The organism is Neptuniibacter marinus, from assembly GCF_965223595.1.
GTDB lineage: Bacteria > Pseudomonadota > Gammaproteobacteria > Pseudomonadales > Balneatricaceae > Neptuniibacter > Neptuniibacter marinus.
The window spans coordinates 594,859-608,102 of record NZ_OZ245004.1 but is presented as its reverse complement, the minus strand read 5'-3'; the positions used below and the strand labels follow the sequence as shown (position 1 = coordinate 608,102).

The following is a 13,244-nucleotide window of genomic DNA, read 5'->3' as shown; positions in this document are numbered from 1 at the left end:
TTTTGTGCCAGCGTGATGAAATTGGTAGACATGAGGGATTCAAAATCCCTTGTCCGCAAGGACGTGCCGGTTCGAGTCCGGCCGCTGGTACCATCTTACAAGAACAATGCGTACAGGAGCTCTTAGAGCCCTTGCGCTACGTACCTCATAAAGAAATCATTTTTCTCTTGTTAGCTTTGCTGTCTCTCCTTATTGTCACGAGGACAACTATTCATGCCTTCATTTCAAAAAACTCTATAGAACAATCGACACACCTCTACCGCTAACCTGACGACGTATATCATTACCGCTTTAACATCACAGGTAATGGCGCCTATCGCAGTGTTCGCTTGTCCATGTATAGTCGATGCCCATACGAAACCGGTGTTTTAGCGGTGCTTGTTACCTATAGAAATCAGAAGTGCGCCAGCGACTCACCTCCCTATTCCGTGAAACCTTCACCGGGCATAAAGAAGGAATAGACAAAGAAGGATTACTGACAGAAGCTCAAAAAGAAGCATACAGAAATACCGCTTCATTTAACCCTGAAAACACACACTTTAAAAATCACAATAGACTGGTCTGTAAGATGCTTGCATACAGCGGCGCACGCCTTAACGAAATAGCTCAACTATATTGTAATGACATACAAAGAAAAGGCGCTTTATGGTTCATCCAAACACACGATACGGTGAAAATGACACCCTATCTACCTTATACTTTCAAGAAGTTACTCTCAGATACATTATACGGTAATATGTCCTTACTACAGGCTTCAAAAAGACACTAGGTATATGGCTTGGATACTAGAAAACAATGGTTTTATCCTTGAAGCAATCATCATGGGTATAATTATTATTTATATCGGCCGAAAAATATAAAAACAAAAAATACTTAAGGTGCCATGAAACATCGAGCGCCTGAGAGCAGCGTCTATGGGACAAAAGAAAATAACAATGAATCTAATACGGGCAGTAAAAACAGCTTTATTTAGCATTCTACTACCTTCTTTGATTTTGGTAGCTGAAGCCCAAGAAAGCACTCCACTTCCTGAATTTACTGAAGAGGATATCTTCATTGATATCCCACAAGTTTTTTCTGCAACAAGGCAAACTCAAAAATTAACGGAAGCCCCGGCATCCATTACTCTATTGTCGCAAAAAGATATACGTGCGATGGGTGCGCTGAAAATTACCGATGTGCTGCGCATGGTCCCAGGTATGCAAAGCTACAATGTCAGCGCTAACCGCTCTGCTGCAACCTATCACGGCATGTCTGATGATCATCCAGGCCGTATGGAAGTGATGATCAATGGGCATTCTGTCTACCTACCGCTACTATCTACTGTTGCTTGGGAAACCATCGGTATAACCGTTCAAGATATAGATTATATTGAAGTCGTTCGCGGCTCTAATGCCCCAACTTATGGTTCTAATGCCTTTTTAGGGGCTATCAACATAGTAACTAAAAGCCCTATTGCTGACCAAAACAATCAAATTAGTACAACTCAAGGGGCGATGAATACTCAGAAATATCATTTTTCACACAGTGAAACATCCGATTCTGTCGCCTATAGGTTATCAACCCATTTTGAAGAGAACGATGGCTACAATATTTATGATGACGACTACCTTAATCGTGTAGTGAATATTTCGGGCACTTATACCCCATCCTTTTCAGATACCGTTGAATTCAACCTTGGATTTAGTAATGGCTTTATCTATTTAGGCCAAGGCGACAATATTGATAATAACTTCTCACCCCGCAAACATAACTCAAACTTTCAACATATTCGCTGGAATCGAATATTAGATGATGAAAATGAGTTAGGAATCCGCTTTACTCATAACTATTTAGACTTAGAAGAAGAATTTACCAGCGCAGCATCTGCTATTTCCCATATAGAAAAAATTGATATCCAAAGTGCGCAACAATTAATTAATTTAAACTTTAATAATTTGGGAAGTATTGCAGGGACACAGCAACCTCTAGGCTCAGAACATGGCACAATGCACCTTTATGACTTGGAGCTTGAGCATCGCTACAATCCAAATTCTAATATTTCCACTATTTGGGGCTTAGGCTACAGAAGTGAATCTGCAAAAAGTGACACACTCTTAGTCAATCAAGGTACCGTTACTGAAGATAAATGGCGTTTATTTGGTAACCTACAATGGAAACCAGCTGAAAGGTTAGCAATTAATCTTGGCGGTATGTTCGAAACAACGAGTATAACTAGCTCAGTTTTTTCACCTCGTATGGCCGTTAACTATTCCCTTACTCCAAGCTCAACCCTGCGTACATCCATTACTAAAGCCTATAGAACCCCTTCATTACTAGAAAAAAATGGCCAGTCGGCCTTTCTTAATAATAGTGGAGGGTATTACGACATAGTTAGCATGCCTAACCCAGATTTAGAACCGGAAAAATTAACCTCCTATGAACTAGGCTACTTTCATCAATGGAAAGAAACGGGCAGCTTTTTAGATATACGAGTATTCACTGAGAAGATTGATAATGCATTAACTAGCTATTACCTAAATGCATCAGTGGCTGATGATGTTGACGACGGGTACCGGACCGTAAAAAATACCATGAATTGGAAAAACTTAGGTGCAGAGTTTCAATTCAAACTTCAGCCTCACCCAAACTTCTCAGTACTAACAAACTATAGTTATATTAATACAAAAGGAGAACGTGATCGTGGTGATGGTAGGGACATAGATTCTTTAGATGATAGAACCCCGATGCATACTGCAGCACTTCTTGCAGAATGGAAAGCAACGAACACCTTATCCATTAGCGCAGCTCAATACTACATGTCTAAAGTAAATTGGCTTGAAGGTAGTCACAGAGAGCAGTATCGCCGAACTGATTTAATACTTAGTGATTCATTTAGGTTAAAAAATACCGTATTAAGCACACGCATTATTATTCAGAATCTTTTTGATGATCCTTATGAGGATTTTTACGAATTTAATATTTTTGACCGCAGAGCCTATATCCAACTTCAATTAGACTTTTAATGACTACAATGGACTGTAGATGAACCATAGACATACTCAAAGGCCCGTATTCCATCAATGGTTCACGCCACTGATAGGCTTTATTCTGTCTTGTCTTTTTTTTGTCCCTTGCTCAAATGCCGATAATTTAATTGTTCTAAGCCGGCAACTTCCCAGCTATCAAGATGTGGCGGATGCTCTAGTATCTGAGCTAAAAAGCCCATCTAAAGTAATTACAGTGAGCGAGCTTTCACTGAATAATTATGATCATAAAAACTATCAACAAGTAATCGCATTAGGCGCAAACGCCGGTGATAAGCTCTTTCAACTGGTTCCTGATAACAAGAACCTCATTATTAGCTTTATCCCAAGACAAACCTATAAATCATTACTACTCAAATATAAAAACCACCCACGGATAAAAAAGGGGAAGGTGACAGCCGTATATTTAGACCAACCCTATTCGCGGCAATTAGCCTTAGTGAAACTCATAACCCCTGATGCTAAATCTATTGCAACCGCTTTAGGCCCTCACTCAGCTAATGACTTGAATCTACTAAAAGCAGCCACTAACTTGCACAAGTTAGAACTAAAATATGAAACGCTGCAAGAAACCGATAATCCCATACACAAATTACAACCCTTAATAAAAAGCGCTGATATCTTTTTATCACTCCCTGATAAATCGGTTTTTAATAGAACAACGGCTAAATGGATTTTATATATATCCTTTAAGCAACGCGTACCCCTAATTGGCTTTTCCAAAAAATATGTCGAAGCTGGAGCCTTAGCGGCTGTTTATTCATCACCTACAAATTTAGGTAAACAAACCGCTGAGTTAGTTAATAATCATGCCAACAAAAGCACCTTGCCAAAACCCGCGTATCCTCACTATTTCCATGTATCCACCAATCCAACAGCTGCGAAGTCATTGCACTTAACGATTCCATCAGGAGAAGAACTCACCGAGCAACTAAGAGCGCTTGAGAAATGAAAAGGTATTCATTTGGTATAAGGCAACGTGTCTTAATTATCACACTTCTACCTTTAACCATGATCACCCTTTTACTAGGCGGTTACTTCATTAATACCCGTTTAGATGACGCGCAAAGTGCTTTGATTGACAAAGGCCAAACAATGGCTCAGATGATGGCAACATCTGCTGAATTTGGATTATTAGTTGGTAATACTGAAATATTACAAGGGTTAATTAGATCTGCGACTAAAACAAACGAAGTGGATGATATCGTTTTTCTTACCCCTACGTTTGAAACATTAGTTAGAGGAAATCAGCAAGGGACACAGTTAAATAAAAACGCCGGCTACCCTTTACGTAAAGACAATCAAGTCTATTTCCTCCACCCCGTTGTGGCGACAGGGGTTGATATAATTGATACACCTGATTTTCTTATTGAAGAGCAAGAACCGGAATTTATCGGCTGGGTTGTGATTATTCTTTCCGAAAAGCCGACACAAGCAAGGCAGTTAGAAATTCTAATTAAAGGAATTATTCTGGCATTTATCGGTTTATTAGTCACTGTATTTATAGCTTCTCGATTTGGGCAGCGTATAACCAATCCAATTCTCGGCCTTACTCATGTTATAGAAATGTTACAACACGGCCACCTTGAAACACGAGCAAGTTTATCCAGCACTGGGGAACTACGCTCCCTAGCAAAAGGTATAAACAGGCTTGCACAAAGAGTACAAGAATCCAATCAAACCTTAGAAAGCCGTGTTGATAAAGCAACAAAAAGGCTACGCTCGACCTTAGTACATCTTGAAAAACAAAACCAAGCACTCGATAAAGCACGAAAAAATGCAGATAGCGCAAACATTGCTAAAGATGAATTTTTAGCTCGTATGAGCCACGAGCTACGGACACCCCTCACTTCAGTATCAGGCTTTGCACGTTTGCTAGATCAGACTGAATTAAACCTAGAGCAAAAAGAATACACTCGAATTATCAACTTAACATCCAGTTTATTATTATCAATAATTGACGATATCTTGGATTACTCGAAACTGGAATCCAATGCGGTAGAACTAGAGAAAATAGCCTTTGACTTCGAAGCGTGCGTACTCGATGTATTAGAGATGCAAACAGCAGCAGCTCATGAAAAAGGGCTTGAGCTCGTCATTAATATAGCTCCAGAAACCCCCAAGCTCCTTATCGGCGACCCCGTAAGGCTCAAACAAATAATATCCAACCTTGTCAGTAACGCGGTCAAATTCACGGAAAGCGGTTATATATGTATTCATGTCGAACAACACAAGAGCAACACAAAAAAAACAGAGCTTAAAATTACAGTTGAAGATACAGGGCTAGGCATACCTAACGATTGCATTGACGGTTTATTTCACGCTTTTAGCCAAGCGGATACATCTATCACAAGACGTTTTGGTGGGTCTGGTCTTGGGTTAGTCATTTCAAAACGACTCACAGAGTTAATGAAAGGCAACATCACGCTATCCAGCCAAGAAGGCAAAGGTACAAGCATCCGGTTGAATATCCCATTCACGGTCAGCCCCCATCAAGAAGAGGCACCTACCTATCAACTAGGTAGAATTATACTTTTCGACAAAATGCCATTAGTAAGACGTGGAATTAACCAACAACTCGCTCCATTAAGTGCCGATATAACAGAAGTTACAAGTGAGGAGGAGCTTCTTAAACTACGCAGCCTATCGGACAAAGATACGATTATTTGGGGACTAAAGACAAAAGAAATATCAAAAGCGAGTCTGGATAATATCCAAACATTTCTACAGTCTTTTAATGGCAGGCTAATACTACTCTGTGGTCATCCACTCCCTCTGTCACTCTCACACAAAGTCATACAGCTTAGAAAGCCACCAAGAACCCAGTTACTATTTAATGCGCTCTTCCCAGAATCAAATAAATTACTGGAACAAGATAAAAACCAAGCACCATGCATCCAAGATGAGTGCACTATATTAGTTGCTGAAGATAATGATTTTAACCGTTTACTCGTACGTAAAATATTGGAGCAATCAAAGGTCAATGTAATTGAAGCAATAACCGGTGAACAAGCTATTCAGCAAGCAACAAAATACAATCCTGACCTCATATTAATGGATGTACACATGCCTGTTATGGATGGCATAGAAGCGACAAGACAGATACGTTTAGTCAATAACACCGTCCCTATTGTCGCGCTGACAGCAAACGTCATTACTAGCGAACACCAGAAATTAATGAATGCAGGTGTTAACCATGTACTACTCAAACCTATTAATGATCATGAACTCTGCCACACCATCGAAAAATTCCTTTCCTCTAATACTATACCGCTCCAGCCTACAAAACCTGCGGTAGAGCCCTTAGAATTAGAGAAATACAATATAGATAATGAGCTTCTAACAGAGGAACTCAACAAACAACTAGAAAGACTAGTGTCTGGATTCCAAAGCAGTAATTTGAAATTAATGAAGAGCCACTGTCATCAACTTTTAGGCCTTGCAGGGCTATATGAAATTCCAGAATTGGACGCAGCAGGCCATAGATTACATGATGCTTTGCATAAGATTAAATATAGAGATATATGGAAAGCGTTATGGCAAATTAAGCGCATTATTAAACATGAGGAGCCAAGTCATTAAAACAGTTTAGATATAGGCTCAGCTTTCACCATACCGTTCAAACGGGCTGCAATAGCCCTAAGCTCAGCCATTGTGGCTTTATTCAATAATGCTCCATTGATGCCTTCTGTTAGCTCACCCTCTCCATTAAAAACAAGTAGCAAACACTCTTTTCTTATATTTTCTAGCTCAGGGTCATGATTAATAGGTAGAGAGAGGAACATTTCCCAACGTTCAGTAGAAGCACTTTTCTCCATTACGTCCACAAGCAGGCTTAAAATTTCTTGCCGACTGGGCCTGTATGTCGGCGCTTTACCAAATGCAAGCGCCAGTGCTACACCTAATAAGACCAACAGACTAATAAAAAAAACAAGAATAAACTCTATCACAATCAGTTAACGATTAAATTAAAGTCATAATCTACAAGATACTGAACAGCCAGTAAGAGATCACTCTCATGCTCCGCTTCCACCTTAGCCATCTCTTTACTAAAACCCCAACGCTCTTGTTTTGACAGTGCTTTCCATTTGTCTTTAATCGGTATATGTTCCGTTTTACGGTGAACCTCCCTAATCACTACTAACTCAGGTTTCTCCAAAAGAGGAGGTGATAATGAAGATAACAGAGCACATAGCCGCATACATGCCTCTGTGCAGGTTAACCGCTCATCATTCCCATACGCCCTAGCAAGTATCTTTATGCTCTCAATAAGATAAGCACGCTGCTCCTCATATCGCTCAGCAACCTTTTTCTCCTGTTTTTCTACCGCAGATTGAGCTGCCTTAATCTGCTGATATTTATGTCTAATAAACACAACTAAAAACAAGCAGATAACTGATAATAAAATAATTAAAAGGTAGATATATTCTTCAGACATAAAACAGAAACCACCTAAGATAGGTAAATACAATGACCAGACTTAAACAAAAACAGGAATGCTTCAGCACCATTATTTATCAGTCACATTATAAATAAACTCACGTACAACAAGAATAACAGAAACCAAGATAACACTCCTATTAGCCATTAATAACACAACTACTAAAAGGTAGCAGTACTTCCTAAGCCCTAACGCCAAAGCCCTAGATCTAAAATCCCAGACGCAAAAAACCCCGGCTACGTAGTAACCGGGGTTTCTCTAAATAAATGCTTGGCGATGACCTACTCTCACATGAGGAAACCCCACACTACCATCGGCGATATTGCGTTTCACGTCTGAGTTCGGGATGGATTCAGGTGGTTCCACAACTCTATGGTCGCCAAGCAAAACTGTCACAATTAAGATTCAAATTCATTTTGATTTAGAAGGGAGTCTGCACTTAAGTCAGTCTCAACCTTGTACTTTCTAACACACGCTAATTCGTTACTCTCTATCGTGTTTATTCTCTACTTAATCAATCACTTGCCAAACGCCTTGGGCGTTATATGGTCAAGCCTCACGGGCAATTAGTATTGGTTAGCTCAACGCCTCACAGCGCTTCCACACCCAACCTATCAACGTCGTAGTCTTCAACGGCCCTTTAGGGGAATCAAGTTCCCAGTGAGATCTCATCTTGAAGGAGGCTTCCCGCTTAGATGCTTTCAGCGGTTATCCCGTCCGAACGTAGCTACCCGGCAATGCAATTGGCATCACAACCGGTACACCAGAGGTTCGTTCACTCCGGTCCTCTCGTACTAGGAGCAACTCTTCTCAAATCTCAAACGCCCACGGCAGATAGGGACCGAACTGTCTCACGACGTTCTAAACCCAGCTCGCGTACCACTTTAAATGGCGAACAGCCATACCCTTGGGACCGGCTTCAGCCCCAGGATGTGATGAGCCGACATCGAGGTGCCAAACACCGCCGTCGATGTGAACTCTTGGGCGGTATCAGCCTGTTATCCCCGGAGTACCTTTTATCCGTTGAGCGATGGCCCTTCCATACAGAACCACCGGATCACTAGAACCTACTTTCGTACCTGCTCGATGTGTCTATCTCGCAGTCAAGCACCCTTCTACTCTTGCGCTCATTGCATGATTTCCGACCATGCTGAGGGTACCTTCGTGCTCCTCCGTTACTCTTTGGGAGGAGACCGCCCCAGTCAAACTACCCACCACACAATGTCCCTGATCCCGCTTAGGGACCTAGGTTAGAACCTCAATATTACCAGGCTGGTATTTCAAGATTGGCTCCACTCTATCTGGCGATAAAGTTTCAAAGCCTCCCAGCTATCCTACACAAGTAATATCAAAGTCCACTGTGAAGCTGTAGTAAAGGTTCACGGGGTCTTTCCGTCTAGCCGCGGGTAAACGGCATCTTAACCGCTATTTCAATTTCACTGAGTCTCGGGTGGAGACAGTGTGGCCATCGTTACGCCATTCGTGCAGGTCGGAACTTACCCGACAAGGAATTTCGCTACCTTAGGACCGTTATAGTTACGGCCGCCGTTTACCGGGGCTTCGATCAAGAGCTTCGGACGAATCCTAACCCCATCAATTAACCTTCCGGCACCGGGCAGGCGTCACACCCTATACGTCCTCTTTCGAGTTTGCAGAGTGCTATGTTTTTAATAAACAGTCGCAGCCACCTGGTATCTTCGACCGGCCTCAGCTTAGGGAGCAAGTCCCATCACTAAAACCGGCGCACCTTCTCCCGAAGTTACGGTGCCATTTTGCCTAGTTCCTTCACCCGAGTTTTCTCATACGCCTTAGTATTCTCTACCTGACCACCTGTGTCGGTTTGGGGTACGGTTAGTTATAACCTGAAGCTTAGAGGTTTTTCCTGGAAGCATGGCATCAACTACTTCGTTCCATATAGGAACTCGTCATCGGTTCTCAGCCTAACAAGGACCCGGATTTACCTAAGTCCTTAGCCTACTACCTTAAACGCGGACAACCAACGCCGCGCTAGCCTAGCCTACTCCGTCACCCCATCGCAGTTATAATCAGTACAGGAATATTAACCTGTTTCCCATCGGATACGCTCTTCAGCCTCTCCTTAGGGGCCGACTCACCCTGCCACGAAAAGCGTTGGACAGGAACCCTTGGTCTTCCGGCGGGGAGGGTTTTCACCTCCCTTATCGTTACTCATGTCAGCATTCGCACTTCTGATATGTCCACGGTGCCTTACGGCTTCCGCTTCAACCACTTACAGAACGCTCCTCTACCATGCACTAAGTGCATCCGTAGCTTCGGTGTTATGCTTAGCCCCGTTATATCTTCCGCGCGGGCCGACTCGACTAGTGAGCTATTACGCTTTCTTTAAAGGGTGGCTGCTTCTAAGCCAACCTCCTAGCTGTCTAAGCCTTCCCACATCGTTTCCCACTTAGCATAAACTTTGGGACCTTAGCTGACGGTCTGGGTTGTTTCCCTTTCCACGACGGACGTTAGCACCCGCCGTGTGTCTCCCGTGATTGAACTCATGGGTATTCGGAGTTTGCATCGGGTTGGTAAGTCGGGATGACCCCCTAGCCGAAACAGTGCTCTACCCCCCATGGTTAGACACGAGGCACTACCTAAATAGTTTTCGAGGAGAACCAGCTATCTCCGAGTTTGATTAGCCTTTCACTCCTATCCACAAGTCATCCGCTGGCTTTTCAACGACAGTCGGTTCGGTCCTCCAATGCATGTTACTGCATCTTCAACCTGCCCATGGATAGATCACTCGGTTTCGGGTCTACTCCTAGCGACTGGACGCCCTATTAAGACTCGGTTTCCCTACGGCTCCGCAATTGCTTAACCTTGCCACTAAAAGTAAGTCGCTGACCCATTATACAAAAGGTACGCAGTCACCGTCCTAAAACGGCTCCCACTGCTTGTACGTACACGGTTTCAGGATCTATTTCACTCCCCTCACAGGGGTTCTTTTCGCCTTTCCCTCACGGTACTGGTTCACTATCGGTCAGTCAGGAGTATTTAGCCTTGGAGGATGGTCCCCCCATGTTCAGACAGGATATCACGTGTCCCGTCCTACTCGATTTCACAATAAATAAGTTTTTGAATACGGGGCTATCACCCACTATGGCGGCGCTTTCCAGCGCCTTCTTCTAACTACATTATTGCTTAAGGGCTAATCCCCGTTCGCTCGCCGCTACTTAGGGAATCTCGGTTGATTTCTTTTCCTCCGGGTACTTAGATGTTTCAGTTCCCCGGGTTCGCCTCTAATACGCTATGTATTCGCGTAAAAGATACCTATAAATAGGTGGGTTTCCCCATTCGGAAATGTCCGGATCAAAGCTTGTTTACCAGCTCCCCGAACCTTATCGCAGGTTACAACGTCCTTCATCGCCTCTGACTGCCAAGGCATCCACCGTGCACGCTTAGTCACTTGACCATATAACCCGAAGGCGTCTGGAATCATAGTAACTGATTAGTACAGTAACGATAGATTTCGCCGAATTGGCGCTTGTATGAAAAATACAAGTCAATCTAAATCAATGAATCTAAATCCAAATTGTTAAAGAGCGTTTAAAGCAAAAAAGCTTTAAAAGATAAGTCACTTAGTAAACAATCTTCACTAATTGAGCTATGTTTTAAAACTCTTAATCCTTAGACTGAAGAGTTATGGTGGAGCTATGCGGGATCGAACCGCAGACCTCCTGCGTGCAAAGCAGGCGCTCTCCCAGCTGAGCTATAGCCCCTTACTTGTCCTTTTCACTTTATACGGCGTTGCACTCGTCGCTCGCTCAGTTATTACCCATTGAGGGTAACGTCTTCGCTCGCTCCAGCGTGCGCCTTGTCTAAAGCAAAAATGACTGCGTAAGTATTCTGCCTAGCAGGTTGTAGAGTGATGCAATATGGATCGGCCTGAGTGGACTTGAATCACTGACCTCACCCCCCTTTCTTTTATAAAGAGTGGGGTGCGCTCTAACCAGCTGAGCGTCTTTACTCTCAGTTCTAACTGACCACTTACTTAAGATTTTGCCAGTAAAAGTGGTAGGCCTGAGTGGACTTGAACCACCGACCTCACCCTTATCAGGGGTGCGCTCTAACCAGCTGAGCTACAAGCCTTCAATCGGTTAGAACTAATTCGCTCTCTTCACTTTCTGATCAGATAATTCGTGTGAACGCTTGCCAAGATTCGGCTTTCGTTTAAGGAGGTGATCCAGCCCCAGGTTCCCCTAGGGCTACCTTGTTACGACTTCACCCCAGTCATGAACCACACCGTGGTAACCGCCCTCCCGAAGGTTAAGCTAGCTACTTCTGGTGCAATCCACTCCCATGGTGTGACGGGCGGTGTGTACAAGGCCCGGGAACGTATTCACCGTGGCATTCTGATCCACGATTACTAGCGATTCCGACTTCATGGAGTCGAGTTGCAGACTCCAATCCGGACTACGACCGGTTTTATGAGATTAGCTTACCTTCGCAGGTTCGCAGCCCTCTGTACCGGCCATTGTAGCACGTGTGTAGCCCAACTCGTAAGGGCCATGATGACTTGACGTCGTCCCCACCTTCCTCCGGTTTGTCACCGGCAGTCTCCTTAGAGTTCCCACCATTATGTGCTGGCAAATAAGGACAAGGGTTGCGCTCGTTACGGGACTTAACCCAACATTTCACAACACGAGCTGACGACAGCCATGCAGCACCTGTCTCAGAGTTCCCGAAGGCACGAAACTATCTCTAGTAACTTCTCTGGATGTCAAGAGTTGGTAAGGTTCTTCGCGTTGCGTCGAATTAAACCACATGCTCCACCGCTTGTGCGGGCCCCCGTCAATTCATTTGAGTTTTAACCTTGCGGCCGTACTCCCCAGGCGGTCTACTTATCGCGTTAGCTTCGCCACTAAAAGATCAAGTCTTCCAACGGCTAGTAGACATCGTTTACGGCGTGGACTACCAGGGTATCTAATCCTGTTTGCTCCCCACGCTTTCGCACCTCAGTGTCAATATCGGTCCAGGTAGTCGCCTTCGCCACTGGTGTTCCTTCCTATATCTACGCATTTCACCGCTACACAGGAAATTCCACTACCCTCTACCGTATTCTAGACTGGCAGTATCAGGTGCAGTTCCAAGGTTGAGCCCTGGGCTTTCACATCTGACTGACCAATCCACCTACGCGCGCTTTACGCCCAGTAATTCCGATTAACGCTCGGACCCTCCGTATTACCGCGGCTGCTGGCACGGAGTTAGCCGGTCCTTCTTCTGTCGCTAACGTCACAGTATGCACGTATTAAGTACACACCTTTCCTCACGACTGAAAGTGCTTTACAACCCTAGGGCCTTCTTCACACACGCGGCATGGCTGCATCAGGGTTTCCCCCATTGTGCAATATTCCCCACTGCTGCCTCCCGTAGGAGTCTGGACCGTGTCTCAGTTCCAGTGTGGCTGATCATCCTCTCAGACCAGCTAGAGATCGTCGCCTTGGTGAGCTCTTACCTCACCAACTAGCTAATCTCACGCAGGCTCATCCAATAGTGCAAGGTCCGAAGAGCCCCTGCTTTCCCCCTAAGGGCGTATGCGGTATTAGACCAAATTTCTCTGGCTTATCCCCCGCTACTGGGTAGATTCCTACGCGTTACTCACCCGTCCGCCGCTCGTCAGCATCTAGCAAGCTAGATCTGTTACCGCTCGACTTGCATGTGTTAGGCCTGCCGCCAGCGTTCAATCTGAGCCATGATCAAACTCTTCAGTTTAAATCATATAGTGTCACCAGGAATGTGGTGACGGCTCTAGTACT

6 protein-coding genes, 3 tRNA genes and 3 rRNA genes are annotated in these 13,244 nt (G+C 44.1%); 5 read left to right on the top strand and 7 right to left on the bottom strand.

Features of this window, described 5'->3' with window-relative positions; genetic code table 11:
- Positions 1 to 6: 6 nt before the first annotated feature.
- From ACOQOE_RS02850 to ACOQOE_RS02830, 5 genes are all read left to right on the top strand, one after another.
- Positions 7 to 93: transfer RNA gene (locus ACOQOE_RS02850), tRNA-Leu, on the top strand.
- Positions 94 to 400: 307 nt separating this feature from the next.
- Positions 401 to 769: a hypothetical protein gene (locus ACOQOE_RS02845; RefSeq protein ID WP_067866601.1), complete on the top strand. Its 369-nt coding sequence runs from the start codon at positions 401 to 403 to the stop codon at positions 767 to 769.
- A gap of 166 nt (positions 770 to 935) precedes the next feature.
- Entirely contained in the window at positions 936 to 3,005 is a 2,070-nt protein-coding gene (locus ACOQOE_RS02840; RefSeq protein ID WP_067866603.1) for a TonB-dependent receptor plug domain-containing protein, read from the top strand.
- Positions 3,006 to 3,024: 19 nt separating this feature from the next.
- On the top strand, positions 3,025 to 3,978 hold the full coding sequence (locus ACOQOE_RS02835; protein ID WP_067866605.1) for an ABC transporter substrate-binding protein: 954 nt from the start codon (positions 3,025 to 3,027) through the stop codon (positions 3,976 to 3,978).
- Positions 3,975 to 6,608 carry an ATP-binding protein gene (locus tag ACOQOE_RS02830; RefSeq protein WP_067866610.1) on the top strand — a complete coding sequence of 878 codons (2,634 nt, stop codon included), beginning with the start codon at positions 3,975 to 3,977 and terminating at the stop codon, positions 6,606 to 6,608. Before ACOQOE_RS02835 ends, ACOQOE_RS02830 begins: the two co-directional genes overlap by 4 nt.
- Here ACOQOE_RS02830 and ACOQOE_RS02825 read toward each other — a convergent pair.
- The 7 genes from ACOQOE_RS02825 to ACOQOE_RS02795 all read right to left on the bottom strand — a co-directional run bounded on the left by ACOQOE_RS02825 (position 6,605) and on the right by ACOQOE_RS02795 (position 13,200).
- A complete protein-coding gene (locus ACOQOE_RS02825; protein ID WP_067866613.1) occupies positions 6,605 to 6,976 on the bottom strand; it encodes a hypothetical protein in 372 nt (123 codons plus the stop codon). The two genes, ACOQOE_RS02830 and ACOQOE_RS02825, sit on opposite strands and share 4 nt — an antisense overlap.
- A 2-nt stretch (positions 6,977 to 6,978) precedes the next feature.
- Complete coding sequence (locus ACOQOE_RS02820) at positions 6,979 to 7,464, bottom strand: DUF2489 domain-containing protein (protein ID WP_067866615.1); 486 nt, start codon at positions 7,462 to 7,464, stop codon at positions 6,979 to 6,981.
- A gap of 271 nt (positions 7,465 to 7,735) precedes the next feature.
- A 5S ribosomal RNA gene (rrf, locus tag ACOQOE_RS02815) occupies positions 7,736 to 7,851 on the bottom strand.
- Between the two features lie 161 nt (positions 7,852 to 8,012).
- Positions 8,013 to 10,900: ribosomal RNA gene (locus ACOQOE_RS02810) — 23S ribosomal RNA — on the bottom strand.
- 231 nt (positions 10,901 to 11,131) lie between these two features.
- Positions 11,132 to 11,207 (bottom strand) — tRNA-Ala (locus tag ACOQOE_RS02805).
- Positions 11,208 to 11,500: 293 nt separating this feature from the next.
- A tRNA-Ile gene (locus ACOQOE_RS02800) sits at positions 11,501 to 11,577 on the bottom strand.
- A gap of 82 nt (positions 11,578 to 11,659) precedes the next feature.
- A 16S ribosomal RNA gene (locus ACOQOE_RS02795) occupies positions 11,660 to 13,200 on the bottom strand.
- Together the 16S, 23S and 5S rRNA genes with 2 tRNA genes alongside form the textbook arrangement of a ribosomal RNA operon.
- Between the last annotated feature and the right edge of the window lie 44 nt (positions 13,201 to 13,244).

Coding starts and splice junctions, on each gene's coding strand:
- ACOQOE_RS02820 (WP_067866615.1), bottom strand. CDS start 7,464: ATGTCTGAAGAATATATCTACCTTTTAATTATTTTATTATCAGTTATC.
- ACOQOE_RS02835 (WP_067866605.1), top strand. CDS start 3,025: ATGAACCATAGACATACTCAAAGGCCCGTATTCCATCAATGGTTCACG.
- ACOQOE_RS02840 (WP_067866603.1), top strand. CDS start 936: ATGAATCTAATACGGGCAGTAAAAACAGCTTTATTTAGCATTCTACTA.
- ACOQOE_RS02830 (WP_067866610.1), top strand. CDS start 3,975: ATGAAAAGGTATTCATTTGGTATAAGGCAACGTGTCTTAATTATCACA.